The 25,578-nt window shown below is 37.3% G+C and carries 26 protein-coding genes; 21 read left to right on the top strand and 5 right to left on the bottom strand.

From position 1 onward, the window contains the following. Positions 1–77: 77 nt before the first annotated feature. Positions 78–1,292: a pyridoxal phosphate-dependent aminotransferase gene (locus IHV77_RS03445; RefSeq protein ID WP_194812746.1), complete on the top strand. Its 1,215-nt coding sequence runs from the start codon at positions 78–80 to the stop codon at positions 1,290–1,292. 152 nt (positions 1,293–1,444) lie between these two features. Here IHV77_RS03445 and typA read toward each other — a convergent pair whose 3' ends face one another. Continuing rightward, positions 1,445–3,295 (bottom strand): translational GTPase TypA, encoded by a 1,851-nt coding sequence (typA, locus tag IHV77_RS03440; protein ID WP_194812745.1) that lies wholly within the window; start codon positions 3,293–3,295, stop codon positions 1,445–1,447. Between the two features lie 261 nt (positions 3,296–3,556). On the opposite strand from typA, the gene glnA reads away from it, so the two are divergent. The 19 genes from glnA (at position 3,557) to ndk (ending at position 20,689) form a co-directional block, all read left to right on the top strand. Then, positions 3,557–4,975, top strand: coding sequence for a glutamate--ammonia ligase (glnA, locus tag IHV77_RS03435; protein WP_269902548.1), 1,419 nt, complete (start codon positions 3,557–3,559; stop codon positions 4,973–4,975). Between the two features lie 164 nt (positions 4,976–5,139). Then, positions 5,140–6,207: a dTDP-glucose 4,6-dehydratase gene (gene rfbB, locus IHV77_RS03430; protein WP_194812743.1), complete on the top strand. Its 1,068-nt coding sequence runs from the start codon at positions 5,140–5,142 to the stop codon at positions 6,205–6,207. A gap of 6 nt (positions 6,208–6,213) precedes the next feature. After that, positions 6,214–7,092 carry a glucose-1-phosphate thymidylyltransferase RfbA gene (gene rfbA / locus IHV77_RS03425; RefSeq protein ID WP_194812742.1) on the top strand — a complete coding sequence of 293 codons (879 nt, stop codon included), beginning with the start codon at positions 6,214–6,216 and terminating at the stop codon, positions 7,090–7,092. Beyond that, positions 7,085–7,969: a dTDP-4-dehydrorhamnose reductase gene (gene rfbD / locus IHV77_RS03420; protein ID WP_194812741.1), complete on the top strand. Its 885-nt coding sequence runs from the start codon at positions 7,085–7,087 to the stop codon at positions 7,967–7,969. Before rfbA ends, rfbD begins: the two co-directional genes overlap by 8 nt. Before the next feature lie 5 nt (positions 7,970–7,974). Continuing rightward, positions 7,975–8,517 (top strand): dTDP-4-dehydrorhamnose 3,5-epimerase, encoded by a 543-nt coding sequence (gene rfbC / locus IHV77_RS03415; RefSeq protein WP_194812740.1) that lies wholly within the window; start codon positions 7,975–7,977, stop codon positions 8,515–8,517. Between the two features lie 11 nt (positions 8,518–8,528). Next, the gene (locus tag IHV77_RS03410; RefSeq protein WP_194812739.1) at positions 8,529–9,317 is read left to right on the top strand and encodes an ABC transporter permease; all 789 of its coding nucleotides are present in this window, start codon (positions 8,529–8,531) and stop codon (positions 9,315–9,317) included. A 5-nt stretch (positions 9,318–9,322) separates the two neighbouring features. Beyond that, a complete protein-coding gene (locus IHV77_RS03405) occupies positions 9,323–10,057 on the top strand; it encodes an ABC transporter ATP-binding protein (RefSeq protein ID WP_194812738.1) in 735 nt (244 codons plus the stop codon). A gap of 1 nt (position 10,058) precedes the next feature. Continuing rightward, on the top strand, positions 10,059–11,255 hold the full coding sequence (locus IHV77_RS03400; RefSeq protein ID WP_194812737.1) for a rhamnan synthesis F family protein: 1,197 nt from the start codon (positions 10,059–10,061) through the stop codon (positions 11,253–11,255). 22 nt (positions 11,256–11,277) lie between these two features. Continuing rightward, positions 11,278–12,600: a DUF2142 domain-containing protein gene (locus IHV77_RS03395; protein WP_194812736.1), complete on the top strand. Its 1,323-nt coding sequence runs from the start codon at positions 11,278–11,280 to the stop codon at positions 12,598–12,600. Then, entirely contained in the window at positions 12,593–12,985 is a 393-nt protein-coding gene (locus IHV77_RS12015) for a GtrA family protein (protein ID WP_194812735.1), read from the top strand. Before IHV77_RS03395 ends, IHV77_RS12015 begins: the two co-directional genes overlap by 8 nt. Positions 12,986–12,999: 14 nt before the next feature. After that, positions 13,000–13,704 (top strand): glycosyltransferase family 2 protein, encoded by a 705-nt coding sequence (locus tag IHV77_RS03385; RefSeq protein WP_194812734.1) that lies wholly within the window; start codon positions 13,000–13,002, stop codon positions 13,702–13,704. Positions 13,705–13,713: 9 nt separating this feature from the next. Further along, the gene (locus tag IHV77_RS03380) at positions 13,714–14,058 is read left to right on the top strand and encodes a DUF2304 family protein (RefSeq protein WP_194812733.1); all 345 of its coding nucleotides are present in this window, start codon (positions 13,714–13,716) and stop codon (positions 14,056–14,058) included. A gap of 24 nt (positions 14,059–14,082) precedes the next feature. Further along, positions 14,083–14,952: a glycosyltransferase gene (locus IHV77_RS03375; RefSeq protein ID WP_194812732.1), complete on the top strand. Its 870-nt coding sequence runs from the start codon at positions 14,083–14,085 to the stop codon at positions 14,950–14,952. A gap of 9 nt (positions 14,953–14,961) precedes the next feature. Then, the gene (locus tag IHV77_RS03370) at positions 14,962–15,876 is read left to right on the top strand and encodes a glycosyltransferase family 2 protein (RefSeq protein WP_194812731.1); all 915 of its coding nucleotides are present in this window, start codon (positions 14,962–14,964) and stop codon (positions 15,874–15,876) included. A 45-nt stretch (positions 15,877–15,921) separates the two neighbouring features. Further along, entirely contained in the window at positions 15,922–17,337 is a 1,416-nt protein-coding gene (gene wbaP / locus IHV77_RS03365; protein WP_194812730.1) for an undecaprenyl-phosphate galactose phosphotransferase WbaP, read from the top strand. After that, positions 17,337–18,365 (top strand): dTDP-glucose 4,6-dehydratase, encoded by a 1,029-nt coding sequence (rfbB, locus tag IHV77_RS03360; RefSeq protein ID WP_194812729.1) that lies wholly within the window; start codon positions 17,337–17,339, stop codon positions 18,363–18,365. The genes wbaP and rfbB (IHV77_RS03360) overlap by 1 nt, the downstream gene beginning before the upstream one ends. After that, the gene (locus IHV77_RS03355; protein ID WP_194812728.1) at positions 18,355–18,915 is read left to right on the top strand and encodes a nucleotidyltransferase family protein; all 561 of its coding nucleotides are present in this window, start codon (positions 18,355–18,357) and stop codon (positions 18,913–18,915) included. The genes rfbB (IHV77_RS03360) and IHV77_RS03355 overlap by 11 nt, the downstream gene beginning before the upstream one ends. A 37-nt stretch (positions 18,916–18,952) precedes the next feature. Further along, entirely contained in the window at positions 18,953–20,257 is a 1,305-nt protein-coding gene (gene pepB, locus IHV77_RS03350; RefSeq protein WP_194812727.1) for an aminopeptidase PepB, read from the top strand. A gap of 9 nt (positions 20,258–20,266) precedes the next feature. After that, positions 20,267–20,689, top strand: a complete 423-nt coding sequence (gene ndk / locus IHV77_RS03345) for a nucleoside-diphosphate kinase (protein ID WP_194812726.1) — start codon at positions 20,267–20,269, stop codon at positions 20,687–20,689. A gap of 115 nt (positions 20,690–20,804) precedes the next feature. Here the strand turns inward: ndk and frdD are convergent, their stop codons facing one another. From frdD to frdA, 4 genes are read right to left on the bottom strand one after another with little or no spacing between them, the layout of a single operon-like run. Further along, positions 20,805–21,149, bottom strand: coding sequence for a fumarate reductase subunit FrdD (gene frdD, locus IHV77_RS03340; protein WP_194812725.1), 345 nt, complete (start codon positions 21,147–21,149; stop codon positions 20,805–20,807). 11 nt (positions 21,150–21,160) lie between these two features. Then, the gene (gene frdC / locus IHV77_RS03335) at positions 21,161–21,571 is read right to left on the bottom strand and encodes a fumarate reductase subunit FrdC (protein ID WP_194812724.1); all 411 of its coding nucleotides are present in this window, start codon (positions 21,569–21,571) and stop codon (positions 21,161–21,163) included. Positions 21,572–21,581: 10 nt separating this feature from the next. Continuing rightward, positions 21,582–22,352, bottom strand: coding sequence for a succinate dehydrogenase/fumarate reductase iron-sulfur subunit (locus tag IHV77_RS03330; protein ID WP_194812723.1), 771 nt, complete (start codon positions 22,350–22,352; stop codon positions 21,582–21,584). Continuing rightward, a complete protein-coding gene (frdA, locus tag IHV77_RS03325; protein ID WP_194812722.1) occupies positions 22,345–24,144 on the bottom strand; it encodes a fumarate reductase (quinol) flavoprotein subunit in 1,800 nt (599 codons plus the stop codon). Before frdA ends, IHV77_RS03330 begins: the two co-directional genes overlap by 8 nt. A gap of 289 nt (positions 24,145–24,433) precedes the next feature. On the opposite strand from frdA, the gene epmA reads away from it, so the two are divergent. Continuing rightward, positions 24,434–25,417, top strand: coding sequence for an elongation factor P--(R)-beta-lysine ligase (gene epmA, locus IHV77_RS03320; protein WP_194812721.1), 984 nt, complete (start codon positions 24,434–24,436; stop codon positions 25,415–25,417). Positions 25,418–25,578: the final 161 nt, after the last annotated feature.

Raw genomic sequence — 25,578 nt, 5'->3', positions numbered from 1 at the left:
TTTATAAAATCTTTGCAAGATTGAAAATTAAGCCGTAAATTAACCGCACTTTTCTTAAAAAATAAGAGGATTTCACTATGCGATTATTCCCAAAATCCGATAAATTGGAACACGTTTGTTATGACATTCGAGGGCCGGTGCACAAGGAAGCCCTGCGCTTGGAAGAAGAAGGCAATAAAATTTTAAAGCTTAATATCGGTAATCCCGCACCTTTTGGTTTTGAAGCACCGGATGAGATTTTGGTGGATGTGTTGCGCAATTTGCCTTCAGCGCAAGGCTATTGTGATTCCAAGGGACTATATTCCGCACGTAAAGCTATTGTTCAATATTATCAATCCAAAGGTATTCAAGGTGCGACAGTAAACGATGTGTATATCGGTAACGGAGTGTCGGAACTCATCACAATGGCAATGCAAGCCCTGTTAAATGACGGTGATGAAGTGCTTGTGCCGATGCCCGATTATCCGTTATGGACGGCGGCGGTAACGCTTTCCGGCGGCAAAGCCGTGCATTATTTATGTGATGAAGACGCGAATTGGTTTCCGGCGATTGATGATATTAAAGCCAAAGTGAACGCAAAAACGAAAGCGATTGTGATCATTAACCCGAATAATCCGACCGGTTCAGTATATAGCAAAGCGTTATTGGAAGAAGTTGTCGAAATAGCGCGTCAAAATAATTTGATTATTTTTGCAGATGAAATCTATGACAAGATTTTATACGATGGCGCGGTTCATCATCATATCGCTTCACTTGCACCGGATTTATTAACGGTTACCTTCAACGGTTTATCTAAAGCCTACCGTGTTGCGGGCTTTCGTCAAGGTTGGATGATTTTAAATGGCCCGAAACATCAGGCGAAAGGTTATATTGAAGGTTTGGATATGCTGGCCTCAATGCGTTTGTGTGCGAATGTGCCAATGCAACACGCTATTCAAACGGCATTAGGAGGTTATCAAAGTATCAATGAATTTATTTTACCGGGCGGACGCTTATTAGAGCAACGCAATAGATCCTACGAATTAATAACTCAAATTCCGGGGATTACTTGCGTAAAACCGATGGGGGCGATGTATATGTTCCCTAAAATGGATATTAAAAAATTCAACATTCACAGTGATGAAAAAATGGTGCTTGATTTACTTCGTCAAGAAAAAGTATTGCTTGTGCACGGCAAAGGCTTTAATTGGCATTCACCGGATCATTTCCGTATTGTCACCTTGCCTTATGTGAACCAATTGGAAGAAGCGATCACCAAACTCGGGCGTTTCTTAGAAAATTATCGCCAATAAACGCTAGGGCGTATGCAATACGCCCAATTTCATAGAAAAGTAGGGTGGGCAACTTGTTTGCCCACCGTTCCAAACACGATATTTTCGACGGGCAAACAAGTTGCACACCCTACTGAGATAAAAAACGGGATCATTGCTGATCCCATTTTTTATTAGTGAGTACTTGTACTGGTTGTCGTGCGGTTTGCACGTTTACGATCGTTTTCCGTTAAAAGTTTTTTGCGGATGCGGATCGATTCAGGTGTGACTTCCACGAGTTCATCATCATCAATAAACTCGATCGCTTGTTCAAGGGAGAATTTCACCGGTGTGGTTAACACGATGGCGTCATCTTTGCCTGAAGCACGCATATTGGTGAGTTTTTTACCTTGTAAGCAGTTCACCGTGAGATCGTTTGAGCGGCTGTGAATACCGATGATTTGACCTTCATACACATCTACGTTGGCATCAATCATTAATTTGCCACGTTCTTGTAAACCGAATAGTGCATAAGCCAATGCTTTGCCGGTGGCGTTAGAAATTAACACGCCGTTCTTACGTTGACCGATTTCGCCGCCTTTGATTTCATCATAGTGACTGAAACTGGAGTAAAGTAAGCCTGTGCCGGAAGTCATAGTCATAAATTCACCGCGGAAACCGATTAATCCACGGCTCGGAATGATGTATTCTAAACGTACACGCCCTTTTCCGTCAGGCAACATATCACGCACTTCACCTTTGCGGATACCTAAGGCTTCCATCACGGAACCTTGATGTTGTTCTTCCACGTCAATAGTGACTTGTTCGTAGGGTTCTTGTTTTTTGCCGTCAATTTCACGATAAATAACTTTCGGACGGGATACGGCTAATTCATAGCCTTCACGGCGCATATTTTCAATTAAGACGGAAAGATGTAATTCACCGCGACCGGATACGCGGAACTCATCAGGATTAGGGGTTTCTTCTACACGCAATGCCACGTTGTGAACGAGTTCTTTATTTAAACGTTCAAGAATTTGGCGTGAAGTCACGTATTTCCCTTCTTGGCCGGCAAAAGGCGAAGTGTTTACACAGAAGAACATTGTAACTGTCGGTTCATCAACAGTGAGTGAAGGCAATGCCTCAACGGCATTGATATCACAAATGGTGTCGGAAATGTTGAGTTCGCCTAAGCCGGTAATAGCAACGATGTCTCCGGCGTAAGCCACATCTTCTTCATAACGTTGTAAACCAAGATGTCCAAGCACTTGACCTATACGACCTTGGCGGGTTTTCCCTTCGCTATTGATAACGGTAACCGGTTGATTCGGTTTGATTGAGCCGCGCTTAATACGTCCGATTCCAATAACCCCAACATAATTGTTGTAGTCTAATTGGGAGATTTGCATTTGGAACGGAGCATCTAATTCCACTTTCGGCGGTTCAACGTGTTTGACGATTGCTTCAAATAACGGGGTCATATCTTTCGCTAATTCTTCATGTTCAAGACCGGCCACACCGTTTAGGGCTGAAGCGTAAATAATCGGGAAGTCTAATTGTTCATCCGTTGCGCCAAGGTTTACGAATAAATCGAACACTTGATCCACAACCCAGTCAGGGCGCGCACCGGGACGATCCACTTTGTTGATGACTACGATTGGTTTTAAACCGTGAGCAAAAGCTTTTTGGGTGACGAAACGGGTTTGCGGCATCGGGCCGTCAAACGCATCAACGACTAAAAGTACGGAATCTACCATTGAAAGTACGCGTTCTACTTCACCGCCGAAGTCTGCGTGCCCCGGGGTATCTACGATGTTGATTCGGTAATCGTTCCAGTTAATCGCCGTGTTTTTGGCAAGAATGGTAATGCCGCGTTCTTTTTCAAGATCATTAGAGTCCATCACGCGTTCGTCTGCATCACCACGTATTGCATCAAAAGTACCTGATTGTTGAAGGAGTTTATCTACAAGGGTTGTTTTACCGTGGTCAACGTGCGCGATAATAGCAATATTGCGCAATTTGTTAATATCGATTTTGTTTTTCATTGTTTATATTGAATTGATTATGTAGGGCGTGAGACAAAGTCTCACGTTCGTGTATAAAAAGTTTATTATTTCGTGTGGGAATCGTAGGTAATTTACATACTATGCACTAAATTACGCTTATCTTGGCACGAAAGGGCAAAAATTATACACGACTTTTACGTTACCCGCTATGACAATTGGAAAAATAAATCTAGTGAAAAAAATGGGCGATTAAGCTACAATGCGCGCTTATTTTATTGAGACCATATCGCAAAATAGAGGATTCCTATGTCAAATGCAATCGCCAACGTGTTTAAACTCATTGAAGAAAACGAGATAAAATTTGTTCTTCTCCGATTCACTGATATTAAAGGCAAGGAACACGGTGTATCTATTCCGGTTAGCCTTGTTGATGAAGAAATGTTTGAAGACGGTAAAATGTTTGATGGCTCATCGGTAGAAGGTTGGAAAACGATTAATAAAGCGGATATGCTTTTAATGCCGATGGCGGAAACCGCAGTAGTCGATCCCTTTGCACAGATCCCGACACTTTCTTTACGTTGTAGCGTTTATGAGCCGGCAACAATGCAAAGCTATGATCGTGATCCTCGTTCTATTGCAATTCGTGCCGAAAATTATATGCGTTCAACCGGTATTGCCGATCAGGCGTTTTTCGGGCCGGAACCTGAATTTTTCCTCTTTGATGACGTGCGTTTCGATGTTTCTATGAATCGTGCTTCATTTTCCATTGATGATGTAGAAGCAGCTTGGAATACCAACAAAAAATACGAAGGCGGGAATAATGCTTATCGTCCGTTGAAAAAGGGAGGATACTGCGCTGTAGCGCCTATTGACACCGCTCATGATATTCGTTCCGAAATGTGTCTGCTTTTAGAAGAAATGGGATTGGTGATTGAAGCTCATCATCACGAAGTTGCCACTGCGGGTCAAAACGAGATTGCAACAAAATTCAACACCTTAACCTTAAAAGCGGATGAAACCCAAATCTATAAATATGTTGTACAAAATGTTGCCCTTGAACACGGCAAAACCGCTTGTTTTATGCCGAAGCCGATTACAGGCGATAACGGCTCGGGTATGCACTGTAATATGTCACTAAGCAAAGACGGCAAAAATATTTTCCAAGGTGATAAATATGCCGGTCTTTCCGAAACCGCACTTTACTATATCGGCGGTATTATCAAACACGCAAAAGCCTTAAATGCGTTCACCAACCCGACTACCAACTCATATAAACGTTTAGTGCCGGGTTATGAAGCACCAGTATTACTCGCTTATTCAGCAAGTAACCGTTCCGCCTCGATTCGTATTCCTGCGGTAACCAGCCCTAAGGCGATCCGTGTTGAAGCCCGTTTCCCTGATCCGATGGCAAACCCATATTTAGCTTTTGCCGCCTTATTGATGGCAGGGTTAGATGGTGTGGTGAATAAAATTCATCCGGGTGAGGCAATGGATAAAAATCTTTACGATTTACCTCCGGAAGAATTAAAGGATATTCCTGCCGTAGCCGGCTCACTTGAAGAGGCTCTAGATTCGTTAGAAAAAGATTACGAATTTTTAACTCAGGGTAACGTGTTCAGTAAAGAGTTTGTAGAAGCTTTTATCGCCATTAAACGCAAAGAAGTCGAACGTTTAAATATGACGCCGCATCCGGTGGAATTTGAGATGTATTACGTATAGTTTGTTTGTAATAGAAAATATATATAACGAACTAGACTAAATAATTGCAGTAATAGTGGAGATTAGGTTAGAGCAGAAGTGATTAAGGTGCTATTATATTATGTGGTACAATCTGTTTCACATCATCATCTAAAATTTGTCATTTAGGAAAATTAGGAAAAAAAATGAAAAAAATTCTCGTAACTGGTGGGGCAGGGTTTATTGGCTCTGCAGTAGTTCGCCATATTATTAATGACACGCAAGATAGCGTGATTAACGTAGATAAATTGACTTATGCTGGCAATTTGGAATCCCTTGAAAGCGTGGTAAATTCGCCTCGCTATTACTTTGAGCAAGTGGATATTTGTGATGAAAAAGAAATTGCCCGAGTATTTGAACAGTACCAACCTGATGCAATCATGCATTTGGCGGCAGAAAGCCATGTGGACCGCTCTATTGATAGTGCAGCAACCTTTATTCACACCAATATTTTAGGCACATTTACCCTACTTGAAGCCGCTCGCCATTATTGGTGTAATTTAGAGGGTGAGAAAAAGGCAAACTTTCGTTTTCATCATATTTCCACTGATGAGGTGTATGGTGATTTGGAAGGGACGGACGATCTGTTTACTGAGACTACATCTTATGCTCCAAGCAGCCCTTATTCTGCTTCAAAAGCCTCTAGTGATCATCTTGTACGTGCGTGGCTGCGGACTTATGGTTTACCAACTATTGTCACTAATTGCTCAAACAATTATGGTCCTTTCCACTTCCCTGAAAAATTGATTCCTCTTATGATTCTAAATGCTTTGGAAGGTAAGCCTTTACCTGTCTATGGTAACGGTCAGCAAATTCGGGATTGGTTGTTTGTAGAAGATCACGCTCGGGCGTTATATAAAGTTGTAACAGAAGGCAAAATTGGTGAAACCTATAATATCGGTGGCCATAATGAAAAAACTAATATTGATGTAGTGCGGACGATTTGTGAGTTACTAGAGGAACTTGTGCCAAATAAATCAAACGGAATTTCCTACTATATGGATTTAATTACTTTTGTGAAAGATCGTCCGGGACATGATGTGCGTTATGCGATTGATGCTAGCAAAATTGGACAAGAACTTGGATGGACACCAAAAGAGACCTTTGAGTCGGGTATTCGTAAGACCGTAGAGTGGTATCTTGCCAATCAAAAATGGTGGGAACGTGTGCTAGACGGCTCTTATAATCGGGAACGTTTGGGACAACAAGGATAATAGACAATGAAAGGGATTATTTTAGCAGGAGGATCGGGTACTCGCCTGTATCCGATTACTCGTGGTGTTTCTAAGCAGCTATTACCTGTTTACGATAAACCAATGATTTACTACCCCTTGTCTGTGTTGATGCTAGCAGGCATTCGGGAAATTTTAGTGATTACCACGCCTGAAGATAACGAAAGTTTTAAACGTTTACTAGGCGATGGATCAGATTTTGGTATTCAAATTTCTTACGCTGTTCAGCCAAGCCCAGATGGTTTAGCTCAAGCCTTCTTAATTGGCGAAGAGTTCATTAACGGTGATCGTTGCTGTTTAGTGTTAGGCGATAATATTTTTTATGGTCAGTATTTTTCCCAAATGTTGCAACAAGCGGTGGCACAAGAAGCAGGTGCAACGGTATTTGGCTATTTAGTGAAAGATCCCGAACGTTTTGGCGTGGTGGAATTTGATGAACAGTTTAGGGCGGTTTCAATTGAAGAAAAGCCGGTGAAGCCGAAATCTAATTATGCGGTTACGGGACTATATTTTTACGATCATCGAGTGGTGGAATTTGCTAAACAAGTGAAGCCTTTTGCTCGGGGCGAGTTGGAAATTACCACGCTTAATGAAATGTATTTGAAAGATGGCTCGCTCAATGTACAACTCCTTGGACGTGGATTTGCGTGGCTTGATACTGGAACCCACGAGAGCTTGCACGAGGCTGCCTCATTTATCCGAACCATTGAAAATGTTCAAGGTTTACAAGTAGCGTGCTTAGAAGAGATTGCGTGGCGAAACGGCTGGCTTTCTCAAGAACAAGTGGAGAAACTTGCCCAACCAATGGCGAAAAATGCCTATGGACAATACTTGTTGCGTATTATCAAGGAGCAAAATAATGGCTAAATTTTTAATTACGGGTGCAAAAGGGCAAGTGGGGCATTGCTTGGCACAACAATTGCGGGGCAAGCACGAAGTTTTAGCAGTGGATCGTGACCAATTGGATATTACCAATGCTGAAGCCGTATTTGGGTGCGTGGAGCAATTTCAGCCTGATGTTATTATTAATGCAGCAGCCCATACGGCAGTGGATAAAGCAGAAACTGAAATAGAACTTTCTACGGCAATTAATGTGGAGGGTACCCTAAATCTTGCTCAAGCCAGCCATAAAGTTGGTAGCCTTTTCTTGCATATTTCCACTGATTACGTGTTTGACGGGCAAGCTGAACAAGGTTATCGCTACTTTGAAAGCGACCCGACCAATCCACAGGGCGTTTATGGCAAAACCAAATTACAGGGGGAGCAAGTGGCTTTAGCGGAAAATGCAAAAACCATTGTGCTTCGCACCGCTTGGGTATTTGGCGAACACGGCAATAATTTTGTCAAAACAATGCTTCGTCTAGCTAAAACGAGAGACAGCTTAGGCGTAGTGGCTGATCAATTTGGAGCACCCACTTACGCTGGCGATATTGCTTTTGTTTTGATAACTATCGCTGAAAAATGGCTTGCTAACGAAACAACAGAATACGGAATTTACCACTTCACAGGGCAACCTTATGTCAGCTGGTATGATTTTGCTAATGCTATTTTTACCGAAGCTGTGTTGCAAAAAGTCATTGAAAAAGCACCGCTTGTAACCCCAATAGACACAGCAGATTACCCAACGCCTGCTAAACGCCCAGCTAATTCCTGCCTAAGTGTGGATAAAATCCAGCGTAATTTTGGTATTTCTGCAGGTAATTGGCAGCAAGCCTTAAAAAATATTAGAGCATATAGTGAGTGAATAAAATGAAAATTATAGAAACACAAATTCCTGATGTAAAATTGCTAGAACCTCAAATTTTCGGTGATGAACGAGGTTTTTTTATGGAAACCTTTCGTGATGAATGGTTTAAACACAATGTTGTTGACCGCACTTTTGTACAGGAAAACCACTCAAAATCTGTAAAAGGCGTATTGCGTGGGTTACATTATCAAACAGAAAACACACAAGGAAAATTAGTACGAGTAGTGCAAGGAGCGGTGTTTGATGTTGCGGTGGATCTACGTGAAAGCTCCCCAACTTTCGGGCAATGGGTAGGCGAAATTTTGTCTTCTGAAAACAAACGCCAACTTTGGGTACCTGAAGGTTTTGCTCATGGGTTTTATGTGCTGACGGACACTGCGGAATTTGTCTATAAATGTACCGATTATTACAATCCTAAAGCTGAACACTCCTTGGTTTGGAATGATCCAACTGTTGGTATTGAGTGGAATTTAGAAGGTGAGCCAAGTTTATCTGCTAAGGATTTGGCAGGAAAAATGTTAGAACAAGCGGTTAAATTTAAGTAAAATTTTGCAAGATGAAAGAGACTAAAAAATATTTTTCAGAGTTTTTTCAATATCAAGAACTTTTAAAACAGCTTGTCCTAAAAGATATTAAACTAAAGTATCGTCGTAGCTATTTGGGTTATATTTGGAGTATTCTTAATCCATTATTGATGATGACAGTATTAGTAATTGTCTTTTCTAATTTATTTAGATTTGATATTCCTAATTTTGCAGTATATCTACTAACAGGACAGCTTATATTTGGTTTTGTATCAGAAGCAACGTCAATGTCAGTAACATCGATAATCGATAATGCTCCACTATTAAAAAAAACCTATGTACCTAAGTATATTTTTGTTATCTCTAAAGTAACAAGTTCTTTAGTTAATATGCTTTTTGCGATGTTTGCACTGGTATTTGTGATGTTTACTACACAAGTTGAAATTACTTGGAATGTAGTATGGATACCTATTATTTTTCTAGAAATTTATATTTTTAGTTTAGGTTTAGGTTTCTTTTTATCTGCAATTTCAGTTTTTTTTAGAGATGTCCAATATTTATGGAGTGTATTTATATCTATTTGGATGTATTTAAGTCCTATTATTTATCCCATTTCTATTATTCCACAAGATTATATTTGGTGGTATAAAAATTTAAATCCAATGGTGGGTTATGTCCAACAATTCAGAGAGGTAGCATTAAATGGAAACACATTGCCGACAGAATTATTGACTCAAGGTTGTGTTATTGCCATTCTTAGTTTAGTCATAGGTTTTTGGATATTTAATCGTAAACAAAATGAATTTATCTTATATATTTAATTATTATGAATAAAGATGTTATTATTGATGTTAAAAATGCAACTGTGCGTTTTAATAAAGCATCAGGGAATATTGCAGGTCTAAAAGAATATATAATTAAAATGCTAAAAGGTGAATTAATGTTCGAAGAGTTTTTAGCATTGAAAAATATTAATCTACAAATTAAAAAAGGTGAATCTTGGGCGCTAATTGGTAGGAATGGCTCAGGAAAATCTACTTTATTAAAATTAATTAGTGGCATTCTTCAACCCTATGAAGGAAGTGTTACTGTGAAGGGTTCTATCTCTCCTTTAATTGAGCTGGGGGCTGGATTCGATCCTGAATTAACTGCTCGTGAAAATATTTTTCTAAATGGTGCATTACTAGGTCACGGACGTAAATTTATAGAAGAAAATTTTGCTAGCATTGTTGACTTTGCTGAGCTACATGATTTTCTTGATACTCCGATCAAAAACTTTTCTTCGGGAATGGCTGCACGACTTGGATTTTCTATTGCAACAATTACCAAGCCAGATATTTTAATTGTAGACGAAATTCTTGCTGTGGGTGATTTTGTTTTTCAAAAAAAATGTAGAGTTCGAATGGAAGAACTATTAAGTGGAGGGACAACTTTGGTTTTTGTTTCTCATAGTATAGATCAAGTTAAAGAACTTTGTGAGTATGCAGTATGGCTTGAAAAAGGTGAAATGAAAGCCTTTGGAAAAGTTAATAGTATTTCTAATATGTATATGGGGAATTGAAGTGAGACGTTTATTACAAGCTTTAAAAATTAAACTAAAATTGCATTTAACGCTATTTTTATTATCTTGGGTTCGCTTTAAAATGTATTTTGAAGCAAAAAAATATGCTAAGAAATATAAAAATGGTACAATCAAATTTATAGATGAATATTCAGAATTTGATTTGAATACACTTACAGATAAAAAATTAATTTTATTTGTTGTTTATCAACCAAAGTCAGAATTAATGTATGAAAGATATTTTGATTTTTTATCTAAACTAGGTAGATATATTATAGTTGTTTCGAATGGTTGTTTAAGTAGAGATTTCATTGAACATCATAAGGACCGAGCTATTCTGTTTGGTGAGAGATATAATATTGGGCGTGATTTTGGTGTTTATAAAGAATTTATTCAGTTATTAAGAGCTAAAAGTATTCAACCTAAAGATTTAATTATCTGCAATGACTCAATATTTGCAAATTTAAAACAAAATGATACTCGGTTTATAGAGTTTATGCAGAAAACAGAACAAGATGATTTTGTTGGTGCAGCAGAATTTTTTGGAGAACCTAATTATCATGTTCAGTCATATTTTCTCAAGTTTTCTAGTAAGGTTTTAAATGGTAAAAATTTTATTAAATTTTGGGAAAACTTTTTTATTACTGATAATAGAAGAGCTAATATTCACAATGGTGAAATTAAATTATCACAAGCTATAATAAAAGATGGATTTAAGCCACGTGTATTTTTGGGAACGGATAATGTCATTAATAAAATTGTAGATAATAAGCAAAATTTATTTCGTTTTCTTTCAGAATTTTCAGCTAATCATCATTTAGATGGGGGGGCTATTGATTGGGCTGGGCATTTTAATCATAGATGGTTTGCTATGAATGCAAATGATAAAAATAAACCATTATCTCCAGAAAATTATGCTTTGCAAATTGAGCTATTAAAAATTGATATTGCAAAACTAATTAATAGATCTGGGATTATCTCAATTTCTCCATTTTTCATTGTAGATGAATTTGGTTTTCCTTTTTTAAAAAGAGATTTGGTATACCATGAAATTATTGATTGGATGTTAATTAGACAGCACTCTAAGAATTTTGATCAAGATTTACTGGAAGAATATATTGATGATCAAAGACTAAGAAAACGTCCTTGGTTTTTATCATTAAAAGAATGGATTATGTTTAAGAGTGGTATGATTTAAATTAACTAGGATTATCAAGAGTATGCGAAAATTATATAAAAAATACTATATTATTCTGCTTAGTATATGTATTCTATTAATATCGTTCATCATACCGCCACTTCAATCTCCAGATGAAATGGCACACATGAAAAGGAGTTATAGTTTAGCTCATGGAGATATTGTTATTCCATCTACGGGTAATTCATTTATCAATGACGGGGTACAAGAATTTAAGATATTATATGATCATTTCCCATTTAAATATGAAAGTAAGTATTCTAGAAATTTAATAGATCAGGCAAAAAGTATAAAGTTTTCTGGGTCCTCTTCAGAGGAAAGCCTAGTTAATACGGCTATATATTTCCCTTTTATTTATATACCTCAAGCGATAGCTTTTAAAATTGGAGAATTATTTGATCTATCAATATATAATACGTATATGCTTGCAAGGCTAGTAAATTTATTAGCTTGTATTCTGTTATTACTATTTGCAAATAGAATATACTCAATACCCTTTTTAGGACTGGTATTTCTGTCAATGCCTATGTCCTTATTTCAACTTTCTTCTATTAACCCAGATGCCATGTCTTTTTGCATAGCGGCTATTATAGGAGCAGTAACGATAAAGTTAAATCAGCTAACTATTCCTGACAAAAGGTTATTTTTAGCTTTAAATATAAGCCTATTCTTATTATTAACTGTAAAAGTAAATCTATTACCACTAATGTTAATATCATTTTATATCGCTTATAAGTATAAAAATATTCGTTATTTTTATGTATCTTTAGCTACATTTGTATTAGTTATTAGTTGGAGTATATTTTCATTTAAGTTTTATGTTAGTACAGATGGACATTTTTCTTATGGAGGAGATTCGTTAAGTAAAGTTATATTTTATTTTAATAACCCTAATGAATTATTACTTATATTTTATAAAACTTTATCCAATGTAGATTTTATGTTTAACTACTGTAAACAGTTTATCGGTGTATTAGGGTGGCTAGATACACAATTAAATATGAAAGGTTATTATATAATTTTGATGTTTATAGCACTATTTATTGTAATAAATTTCAATAAAAACATACTAATTATCTCTTTATTATTTAGTATTGTATTTTTATTTACGTTACTAATATTACTAATAACTTGGACGAATATAGGACAAGATTATATTGTAGGAGTTCAAGGGAGGTATTTTATTCCATTATGTGTGGTTTTATCGTTCATATATGATAAATCAAAGTCTAGCTATATTGTCAATAATATATCATATATTCAGAAATATATGTTATTTATATTTTTGATGGTTTCTTGTTTTTTTACAGTAACAGCATTATTAGATAGGTATTACATTGGTTAGTTTGAAACATATTATATTAGATAAACAAGTACTAATATTTTTATTTGTAGGATCGACATCTGCTATTTTAGATGTATTGGGGCTTTTTATCTTATCTAAAGTATTGTTAGTTGATAATTACTTATCCGTTATTATAGCCTATTTGTTAGGGTTGGCTTATAATTATGTATGCCATACATATCTAACATTTAATAATAAAATGAACTTTAATAATATCTTAAAGTTTTTATCTTTGGTTATTTTTAACTACTTACTAACGGTTTTGCTTATTTATATTATTCATGATTTATTAGGAGTAGATCTTATTATAGCCAAGATACTTACTCTTCCTGCTATTGCTATAAGCACGTTTAGTATTTCTAAGTATTGGGTATATCGTTATTAAATTTAGAGGAACTTATGAAAGTGTTATTAATAATTCCAGCCTATAATGAAGAAGAAAGTATTGCTAATCTATTAGAGGAATTAAAAGACTATCCTGAATATGATTATGTAGTAGTAAATGATTGTTCTAAAGATAATACATTGGATATTATTAAATCATATTCTTCAAAAGTATTAAATTTACCAATAAATCTAGGTTTAAGTGGTGCTATTCAGACTGGTATGCTATACGCAGTTAAACATAATTATGATATTTGTATTCAAATTGATGGGGATGGTCAGCATCCACCGTCTGAAATATCAAAGTTATTAAAGCTTATCGAAGAAGAAAACGCCGATATTGCTGTTGGTTCTCGCTTTTTATTAAATCATTCGGAGGAAAAATATAAACAGACATTTTTACGTTCATTAGGAGCAAAGCATATCAGTTTTTGTATAAACTTATTTTCTGGATTAAAATTAACTGATCCTACGAGTGGAATGAGGGCCTATACAAAAAAAGTATTTACTGAAATGGCAAATGCGACTAATGAGAGACCAGAGCCAGATACTTTGCTTTTTTTTGCTAGACGGGGTTTTAAAATTCAAGAGGCACAAGTTTCAATGCGTGAAAGAGAAGCAGGAGAATCGTACTTGACACCACTAAAAGCGATAAAATATATGATTGATAATACTATTTCTTTTTTATTTGTTGTTGCTCGAACAAAAAGGATTAAATAAGAGGTTAATATGACGCTAATGCTACAAATTACTTTGATTATTTTTAGTTTTCTTTTGCTTTTTTTTGTGATAAGGCAAGTGAATAGATCTAGGGTAATATTCTCAGATTTTAACTATTGGTTAGTCTTTATTTTATTTTTGCTTTTACTTTCATTATCTGAAAAGAGTGCTAGTGTTTTAGCTTCAATTTTGTCAATACAAACACCTGTGGTTGCTGTATTTTTAGTTGTGATCGCATTATTAATTTTATTAGTTTTAGGATTGGCATTTAAGGTGTCCATATTAAATAGAAAGTTCATTCAATTAACCCAAAATATAGCGTTAATAAATGAATCTCTCTCTAAAAAAGATTAAATTTTTTGTTAATCTAGTAAATGTATGAATGAATTTAGCTATGATGTGGTTCTATGTACTTATAATGGCAGAGGATGTATCACTAAACAATTAGAGAGTATATTAAATAATCATTATTTACCGTCAGAAATAATTATTTCTGATGATAAATCCGATGATGATACATTAGAGATAGTAAAACATATTTTCTTAGGTTACTCCTTTACTAATTTCAAAATTTTACAAGGTAATGGAAAAGGAACAAAGTATAATTTTTTATCAGCACTAAAATATAGCCGAGCAGATTATACTTTTTTTTCTGATCAAGACGATATTTGGCTACCAAATAAAATAGAAGAGTTTTCTAAGTACTTCTTTATTTCAGAAATACCTAATCTAATTTTTAGTGATTGTCAAGTTATTGATGAGAAAGAAAATATAATTTCTCACAGTTTCTTTGAATATCAGGGATTAACAGAAAAATGTTTTGATGATGATTCAATTATTTTTAAAAATTGTGTACAGGGAGCATCAAGCTGTATTAATAAGCCAATGCGTGAACTCATTTTACGTTCGTTAGAAAAAGTAGATATAGCAAATCTTTATATGCACGATTCGTGGATAGCTCTTTTAGCTAAATATTATGGTAAAGCTATTTTTATTCCTAAACCATTATTAGCTTATCGGCAACATAATAATCAAGTTGGTGCATTTAATAAAAAAGAAAAAATATTTATTTATCTCAAAAATTTTAAAAGATTTTTATATAATTTTAAACTAGCTATTTCTCAACGTGCAGAATTAGAAAAATGGGTTGGTTTTGAGCCTAGTCCAAGATTAAGCTCTAGAAAAAAGAGGGTTTATCAGTATGTCCCTAAATTAAAAAGATTGTTGATATTTTTATTCTCTTTATAAACTACAGATATGAAGTTACAACTTATTATCCCAACCTATAATGCTGAGAGATATTGGGATAAACTTTATTTAAGCATTAAAGAACAAACTATTAAATTTTGTGTCATTGTGATTGATTCTTCCTCTACAGATGGCACTGTAAAACTTGCCAAACAAGCAGGTTTTACAGTTCATTCCATTGAGAAATCCTCTTTTGATCACGGAGGGGCTCGCAATCAAGCAACTAAATGGGTTGATGAAGATTGTGAGTTTATTGTGTTTATGACGCAAGATGCTATCTTAGCTTCATCAACAGCGATTGAAACGCTGCTTAGTCCTTTCGCTGATCCAGCGGTTGTAGCTGTATGTGGGAGACAGTTACCACACCAAAATGCTGCACCGTTTGCAACGCATGCCCGTCTATTTAATTATCCAAATCACTCAATCACAAAATCTCAAGCGGATATTCCTATACTTGGGATTAAATGTGCTTTTATGTCTAATTCTTTTGCTGCTTATCGAAAATCGGTGTTTGATAAATTAGGAGGATTTCCCGAAAAAACGATCCTTGCCGAGGATATGCATTTAGCAGCGAGAATGATTTTATTGGGTTATAAAGTGGCATATTGTGCCGAGGCGTGTGTTTATCATTCCCATAATTATTCCATTAAACAAGAGTTCCAGCGTTATTTTGATACAGGAGTTTTCCAACAACATGAATCTTGGATTCAAGAGAAATTTGGAAAGGCGAGCAATGAAGGGAAAAAATTTGTCTTATCGGAATGGAGATATTTAGCGAAGCATGCGCCATTACTTTTGCCAAAAGCATTTATTGCCACTTTTGCAAAATGGCTTGGTTTTAAGCTAGGATATCACTGGCAACGTTTACCTATGGCTTTGTGTATTGCATTCAGTATGCATAAAGATTATTGGAAAACCAAATAGTTTTGATCGTATCACCGGAAATTTCTAGCTTGTTTAGGGTACATAATGAACAACTACACTAAAAATGTATTATTAAACAAATTCACTTTAATATTGGGTGATTTTTTCTCCTATATTTTTGCTATTTCTGTTGGCTATTTCATTTCACCATTAAATGATTTTTCTCAAGATTTGTTAGAAATAAAAGGCTCGTTGTATAGAGCAGGAGCATTTATACTTTCAACGATTGCAACTATTGGGGTTATTTGGATTATTTATCGACATTACACTTATCGTAAGCCGTTTTGGGAAGAGCTAAAAGATATTTATTTCACGCTGTTTGTGGTAGCATTTGTCAATTTAGCGTTATTGGTATTTGCCAAAGTGCCTGAACCAGTGGAAACGTGGGTAAGCGTATATAGCGTATTGTTTATTTGCTTTCCTATTTTTCGTTTTTTATGCAAAAAATGGTTACAACTACAAGGCATTTGGGTGGTGCCGAGTGTGATTATAGGAAATGGTAAAAATGCGTTGCGAGCTTATAAAGCGATTAAAGCCGAAAAAAATTTAGGCTATCAAGTGCAAACTTTTGTTACTCATAAACCGATTGGTATTTGCCTAAAGGAAGTTGATTTTATTAGCGAAAGCCAATTTTTCCAAAAAATCGACCGCTTTCAAAAAATTTTTATTGCTTTTGAATACGATGAAAATGAGCAATTGGAATATTGGGTTAAAAAGCTCTCAAAAGCTAATTTTAGAAATATCTCTATTATTCCTGCTTTGCAAGGTGTCCCACTATATGGTGCGGAAATCTCGCATTTTTTCAGCTCTGAAACTATTATGTTGAGGATTCCCAATAATTTGGCTAAACGCTCAACACGTTTCATTAAGCGAAGTTTTGATATTGTTATTTCAAGCCTTTTACTTCTTTTGTTATCACCTGTTTTTGCAGGCTTATTTTTACTTATTTGTCAAGATGGTGGAAAGGTTGTGTATAGCCAAAATCGCATTGGGCGGAATAAAAAGGTGTTTAAATGTTACAAATTTCGCACAATGGTTACCCACTCCCAGCAAGTGTTGCGTGAATTATTGGAGCGTGATCCTGAGGCTAAACGCCAATGGCAAAAAGAATTTAAACTCAGAAATGATCCCAGAATTACCAAGATTGGCAAATATTTACGCAAAACCAGTCTTGATGAATTGCCCCAATTATGGAATGTATTGAAAGGCGAAATGAGCCTCGTAGGGCCTCGTCCTGTTACACGCCAAGAGCTGAAATATTACGGTGATGATTTGACTTACTATACAATGGTTTGCCCTGGGTTATCGGGTCTCTGGCAAGTCAGTGGGCGGAATGATGTGGATTATTCCACCCGAGTGTATCTTGATACATGGTATGTGAAAAACTGGAGTCTATGGAATGATATTGTGATTTTGATTAAAACAGTCAATACCGTTTTAAAACGTGATGGGGCTTATTAATGAAAATACTCATCACCGGCGGCGCCGGTTTTATCGGTTCAGCATTAGTACGATATATTATTTCCAATACAAAAGATAATGTTATTAATGTAGATAAACTAACTTATGCCGCTAATTTGAATGCGTTGAAATGTGTGCAAAATAATGCCCGCTATATTTTTGAACAAGTTGATATTTGTAATCAAACTGCTTTAGAGCGTATTTTTGAGCTTTATCAACCTGATATGGTAATGCATTTAGCGGCTGAAACTCATGTTGATCGTTCTATTGATTGTGCGGATAAATTTATTGAGACGAATATTGTTGGCACATGTTCTTTATTAAAGATTGCTTGCCAATATTGGAATGAATTGAATAGCGAACGAAAATCTACTTTTCGATTTCTTCATATTTCTACTGATGAAGTTTACGGCGATTTAGGTAATGTTGAAGAGCCGTTCACTGAAAAGTCTTCTTATAATCCAAGCAACCCTTATTCCGCTTCAAAAGCGTCTAGTGATCATTTAGTTCGTGCTTGGGGGCGTACTTATGGTTTACCTATTATTGTGACGAATTGCTCAAATAATTATGGTCCGTTTCAGTATCCTGAAAAATTGATTCCCCTAATGATCTTAAATGCATTGGTGGGGAAACCTCTTCCTATTTATGGTAATGGTCTGCAAATTCGTGATTGGTTATTCGTAGATGATCATGCTCGTGCCTTATATAAAGTACTGATAGGAGGTAAAATTGGTGAAACTTATAATATAGCTGGGAATAATGAACGAACTAATATTGATGTGGTTCGTGCTATTTGTACATTGCTGGAAGAACTTGCGCCGGATAAACCGAAAGGTGTGGATAAATATGAGAATCTAATTACTTATGTGAAAGATCGCCCCGGCCACGATGTTCGTTATGCGATTAATACCAATAAGATAAACCAAGAATTAAATTGGCAGCCACAAGAAACTTTTGAATCCGGATTGAAAAAAACAGTGGAATGGTACTTAAAGGAATACCAATTAGGAAGATATTATGATCGATAAAATCGAACGATTAATTGATGAAATCAATAAAGTGCATTTAGCCTTTTCACAAGATTATTTTGAGACGGGAAAAGTACAGAAAGTTAATTTGAAGCATACTTTATTGAAGGTTCCTATTGAACATATTTTATCCTATCGTTTAAATCTTCATGAATCAATAAATGATTATCTATATCGTGCGGATCTTTATGATGTTCCTTATTTTTATCGAGTAAAAACCTCTGAGTCTATTCTTGATAAGATTGAGAGATTTAAACAACGAAGTGAAGGTTATCCTGTAAATAGCATTCTAAATGATATTTTTGGTGCGAGAATTATAGTTTCTTCTAATGATATTACGGAAGTAATGAATAAGTTGGATGACTGGAAAGAAAATTATGGTTTAAAAAATTGGTATTTAAGAGATAGAGATGAATATGTGGGTGTTCATGTTTATTTTAAAAATACAAACAATGCTTATTATCCTTGGGAATTACAGATTTGGGATAAAAAGGATGCGGAAAGTAATATTTTAAGTCATCAAAAATATAAACGTAACTTTGTGAAGTAAATAAAAAGCTAATACAGCTTATCATGGAGAATAAAAAATGGAGATTATTCTTTCAACTCGCCCGGCATCAGATAGCTGGGGCAGTAGTGCGATTTTAAGTTTTAATGGCGATGAAGCGGTTATTCACTTAAAAAATAGTGAAAAAATCGACCGCACTTTGGTGCAACGTGCCGCACGTAAATTACGTGGGCAAGGCATTAAAGACGCTGAGCTTGTAGGGGAAGAATGGGATTTGAATTTTTGCTGGGCGTTCTATCAAGGGTTTTATACGGCAAAGCAAGATTATGCGATTGAGTTTCCTCATTTAGATGATGAAGCGCAACACGAGTTGCTGGCGCGTATTGAGTGTGGTGATTTTGTGCGGGGTGTGATTAATGAGCCCGCACAAAGTTTAACACCAATTAAACTGGCAGAGCGTGCAGCAGAATTTATTATAGCGCAAGCTGAGAAGTATGCGGAAAAAAGTGCGGTCAGTTTTCAGATTATTTCCGGTGAAGCATTAGAACAGAAAGGCTATCAGGGTATTTGGACGGTAGGAAGAGGTTCTGCTAATCTACCTGCGATGTTACAGTTAGATTTTAATCCGAGCGGAGATTCAAATGCACCGGTGCTGTCTTGCTTAGTCGGTAAAGGGATTACTTTTGATAGCGGTGGCTATAGTATTAAGCCGAGCGAAGGAATGAGTACCATGCGTACGGATATGGGCGGAGCAGCTTTATTAACCGGCGCATTAGGTTTGGCAATTGCCTGTGGATTAAATAGACGTGTGAAACTCTATTTATGTTGTGCGGAAAATTTAGTGAGCAGTAATGCGTTTAAATTAGGGGATATAATAACCTATAAAAACGGTGTGACGGCAGAAGTGCTAAATACTGATGCGGAAGGGCGTTTGGTATTGGCAGACGGATTGATTGAAGCGGATAATCAATATCCCGAATTTATTATTGATTGTGCAACTTTGACCGGTGCGGCGAAAGTGGCGGTGGGAAATGACTACCATTCGGTTTTATCTATGGATAATGAATTGACGGCAGAACTTTTCCAATCAGCAGAAGACGAAAATGAACCATTTTGGCGTTTACCTTTCGAGGAATTTCATCGTTCACAAATCGGTTCTTCTTTTGCGGATATTGCTAATATCGGTACTGTTCCTATGGGAGCCGGTGCGAGTACGGCAACCGCATTCTTATCCTATTTTGTGAAAAATTATCAACAAAACTGGCTGCATATTGATTGTTCGGCAACTTATCGTAAATCGGCAAGCGATTTATGGGCGGTTGGTGCGACAGGTATTGGCGTACAAACGCTTGCAAATTTATTGATGTCAAAGTCAGCAAAGTGAGGAGAGAATATGATGGAAAAAACACTTTCAATTATTAAACCGGATGCGGTAAAACGTGACTTGATTGGGGAAATTTTGGCAAGATTTGAAAAAGAGGGTTTTAAAATTATTGCGACTAAAATGGTGCGTTTAACACAGGCGCAAGCAGAGGGATTTTATGCTGAGCATCAAGGTAAGCCATTTTTTGAACCGTTGGTAAATTATATGATGTCTGCACCTATTGTGGTTTCTGTGCTTGAAAAAGAAAATGCCGTGAAAGATTACCGCACTTTAATTGGTGCAACAAATCCGGAAAATGCTGCGGATGGGACGATTCGTAAAGATTTTGCATTAAGTCAGCGTGAAAATTCGGTACATGGTTCCGATAGCGTAGAAAGTGCCAATCGTGAAATCGCTTATTTCTTTGCTGATTCGGAAATTTGTGAACGTTAATAGAATAGAAAGGTGTCTTGGGAATTTATGATAAAAGAGATAGTTTAATATTGAAAATTTTGAACCATATACGTAAAAAATAGCGAGTAAAACTCGCTATTTTTGTTTGATTTTTTTATAAATTAATCACTGCAAATAATACCCATATGGTATAAATCGTGGCTAAACCGTAGAAGATAAAGCCGCCTGCTGGTACGTGGATTTTAAGATCGTGCATACCATGATGAATACGGTGTAAACCGCACCACATTGGGAAAATCGTTAGCACGAGAATGACGAGTTTACCGATCCAAGAATAGGCAAAAGTGACTAAATTTGATGGGTCGATTAAGCCGAATGGTAAGAGTAAACCTAAGATTAAAATGACCACGGGGAAGAAAATTGCACTTACTGTACCGCCGGCACCGAACATCAGCCATACAGGTGGTTCGCCGGAGCGTTTTGGATTTTTATCAATCATTTTTCACCCTCTTAAATATAAACTAAAACTAATGCAACTACGCTGATAAGTGCGGTTACTGCCCAAAGTGAATTTCTTACCAATGTGTGTGGTAAGCGTTCATTTTTCACAATGATGTTCATCACTTTTGGTGTCATTAAGAAATAGGTTGCAGTGTGATAAAGTGTTGCTATGAGCGTTATGATGTTAAGCACAACTACAATTGGATTTCTTAAAAATTCAATAAAACTCAAAATGCCTAAGCCCGGTACGGGGTTACTTGCAAGGCAAAGTACACCGTAAAGTAATACGATACAGAACCATACTGCAAAAATTGAAGTGGCCTCACGAAGCATATAAGCCTTGTAGAAGTCCAATTTTTGCCACCAAGTAGCCGTCATCGGGCGAACATATTTTTTACGTTTACTAACAGTTAATGACATTCTTTCCCCCTTAGCTTTTTGGTTTTAGCATAGAGATAACATAATCTTTGGCACTTTCCACTTTACCTTGGTTAATTGCCGCTGCAGGATCTACATGTTTTGGACAAACTTCGGAACAATAACCCACAAAAGTACAGCTCCATACACCATTTTTTCCGTTTAATAATGGCATACGTTGTGCCTTACCATGGTCTCGGTTATCAAGGTTATAACGGTGAGCCATAGTGATAGCGGCTGGGCCTAAGAACTCAGGATTTAAACCGAATTGCGGGCAAGCGGCATAACATAAGCCGCAGTTAATACACATTGAGAAAGTACGATATTTCTCAAGTTGTGCCGGTGTTTGTTTGGTACGGCTTTTCGCAAGCTCTGCTGAAGGATGCGGTTTACCATCTAATGCAGGCGCTTCATTACCGATGATATAAGGTTTAATCGCTTCTAAACTTTCGATGAAATGGCTTAAGTCAACCACTAAGTCACGTTCAATCGGGAAATTTGCCAACGGTTCAATTCGCATATGTCCGCTATAATCACGTAAGAATGTTTTACAAGCCAACTTAGGTTTGTTATTTACCATCATTCCACAAGAACCACAGATCGCCATACGGCAGGACCAACGGTAAGAAAGAGAGGGTTCAAGTTTATCTTTAATATAACCTAACGCATCAAGTAAGGACGTTTGGTTGTCATAAGGCACTTGGTAAGTGCTTAAATGCGGTTCTTGATCGCTTTCAGGGTTGTAGCGTAATACTTCCACATTCATTACTGGTGAATTAGCCATTTGCTTGCTCCTTAGCTTTTGCAGCTGCCTCTTGAGCTTCTGCTTCCGCACCGTAAACACGTTTTGCAGGTTGAGATTTAGTGATTTTCACCGGACTATATTCAATGCGCGGTGCGCCGTTCTCATTGTAGAAAGCAAGGGTGTGTTTTAAGTAATTTACATCATCACGTTCAGTGTAGTCTAAGCGCTGGTGCGCACCGCGAGATTCTTTACGTTCGATTGCAGAGTTTGCAATAGATTGTGCAACATCAAGAATATAACCCAATTCTACGGTGTAAAGTACGTCAGTATTGAAAACACTTGAGTTATCCACCACACGAATGCGTTTGTAACGTTCTTTTAATTCCGCAATTTTGTCAACGGCTTTTTGCATACTTGCTTGGTCGCGGTAAATACCACAACCCTCTTCCATCACCGTGCCCATTTCATCACGGATTTCAGACCAAGATTCATTACCTTCTTGTTTGTGAAGGGCTTCTAAACGGGCGACGATATCTTTCGCCTGCGCATCAACAGCCGTTTGGTTAGCAGGTTGTGCTTCAACTGCGCGTTGTGCGGCATATTCACCCGCTACACGACCAAGCACAACAAGCTCAGCCAAAGAGTTAGAACCTAAGCGGTTTGCACCGTGTAAACCGGAAGAGGCACATTCACCTACAGCGAATAAACCTTTAATACGTGTTTCGCTATTGAAGTCCACCTCAATACCCCCCATCGTGTAGTGAACGACAGGACGTACAGGGATCGGCTCATTTACCGGGTTTACACCTTCATAAGCACTTGCTAATTCGCAAATAAACGGAAGACGCTCGTGTAAATATTTTTCACCCAAATGACGTAAATCAAGATGAACCACATCAACGCCTTTTGCAGTTTTTAAGGTATTGCCTTTTTTCCACTCTTGCCAGAATGCTTGAGAAACTTTATCACGCGGACCAAGTTCCATATATTTATTTTCCGGTTTGCCGATTGGTGTTTCCGGTCCTAGTCCGTAGTCTTGAAGATAGCGATAGCCGTCTTTATTGACTAAGATACCGCCTTCACCACGACAACCTTCCGTCATCAAGATACCGGTATTTGGTAAGCCGGTAGGGTGATATTGAACAAATTCCATATCACGCAACGGCACGCCGTGGCGATACGCCATTGATAAACCGTCACCGGTTACGATACCACCGTTGGTATTAAACTTAAACGCACGACAACCGCCACCTGTTGCAATAACAACGGCATTCGCATTAATTTGAACAAGCGTTCCTTCCATCATATTCATTGCAATCATACCGCGCGCATGGCCGTCATCGACTAAAATGTCCAGTACAAAATGCTCATCAAAGCGTTGGATCTGAGGGTATTGGATTGAAGTTTGGAAAAGAGTATGTAATAAATGGAAACCGGTTTTATCCGCAGCGAACCAGGTACGTTCGATTTTCATACCGCCGAAACGGCGCACATTCACATCGCCATCGGCTTTACGGCTCCAAGGACAGCCCCAGCGTTCAAGTTGGGTCATTTCTACAGGGGAATGTTGAACAAAATATTCCACCACATCTTGTTCACATAGCCAGTCACCGCCGGCAACAGTGTCTTGGAAGTGTTTATCATAAGAGTCTTCCTCTTTGATAACGGCTGCCGCCCCGCCTTCCGCCGCCACAGTGTGGCTGCGCATCGGGTACACTTTTGAAACTAATGCAATTTTTAAGTTAGGATTTGCTTCTGCTGCGGCAATCGCTGCACGTAAACCGCCACCGCCGGCACCAACAATTGCAATATCGACATTAACTGTTTGCACGATATCCTCCGATTAATAGAAAGTAAAAGAATAACCCCTGAAGGGGTTGGTGGTGGCATTGTGCCATTTTTTTTACAAATTAATAACCTTTTTTGAGGGGAATTTAGGAGAAATTCTCAATTTTGTGATCTACCTCAAAAAAGTTAATTTATTCAAGGAAATCAAATGAGATAAGTTATTATTTAGCGCAAATGTTCGGCTATTATTTATCGGGAAGTTGAGTTGAAAGATCGGCTCGTTTACAATGAGACTATTGAGAATAATTTACCACGAAAAAACAAGAGAAAAAATGACCGCACTGAATTCTGAAATACCTACTTGGCAGCCCTCCGCTTCTATTGAAAACTTGCTGACTAGGGCAAAAATTATTGCTGAAATTCGCCGTTTTTTTACGGATCGTGGTTTGCTTGAAGTTGAAACACCGGTTTTAAGTGAATTTAGCGTGACGGATCTTCATCTTTCAACCTTTAATACGGAATTTACGGCACCTTTTAATGAACTATCAAAAACCTTATGGCTTTCAACCAGCCCTGAATACCATATGAAACGGCTATTAGCTGCGGGGAGTGGACCAATTTTCCAAATTAGCAAAGTCTTTCGTAACGAGGAAGCCGGTAATCGGCATAATCCGGAATTTACGATGTTGGAATGGTATCGACCGCACTTTGATATGTATCGCTTGATTAACGAAGTCGATGATTTATTGCAACAGGTATTAGATTGTAAACCGGCGGAAAGTATGAGTTATCAATTTGCTTTTCAAGAATATGTCGGGCTTGATCCGCTTTCTGCGGAGCGTAAAGAATTGGTGGAAGCGGCTCACCGACATCATTTTATGGCAAAAGAAGATGAAGATCGCGACACCTTGCTGCAATTTTTATTTAGTGAAGTGGTAGAACCGCAAATCGGGCAAGATACGCCTGTTGCGATTTATCATTTTCCTTCTTCCCAAGCGGCCCTTGCGCAATTAAGCCCGGAAGATCAACGCGTGGCGGAACGCTTTGAGTTTTATTACAAAGGGTTAGAGCTTGCCAATGGTTTTCACGAACTCAAGGACGCGGGTGAACAAGAACGACGTTTTGAACAAGATAACCGCCAACGTGAAAGAGCCGGTTTGCCGATTCGAGAGATTGATAAACGCTTCCTCGGGGCATTACAAGCGGGCATTCCAAATACCTCCGGTGTGGCGTTAGGTGTGGATCGTTTGATTATGATAGCCTTGAATGCCTCAAGTATTAAAGACGTTATTTCCTTTTCTATTGAAAATGCTTAATCATCTAAAAGTGCGGTCGGAAAATGAGATATTTTTTGATCGTACGTTGAGCACGACAAATATTTGTACAACTAAATAGTATAAAATGTTATATAGATCACATTTCTAAAAATACCTCTTTGAAATTACGTCTCTTGAAGCATATTATTCGTGCCAAATTT

Source organism: Rodentibacter haemolyticus, from assembly GCF_015356115.1.
Classification (GTDB): domain Bacteria; phylum Pseudomonadota; class Gammaproteobacteria; order Enterobacterales; family Pasteurellaceae; genus Rodentibacter; species Rodentibacter haemolyticus.
This window is presented reverse-complemented; position numbering and strand designations above follow the sequence as displayed.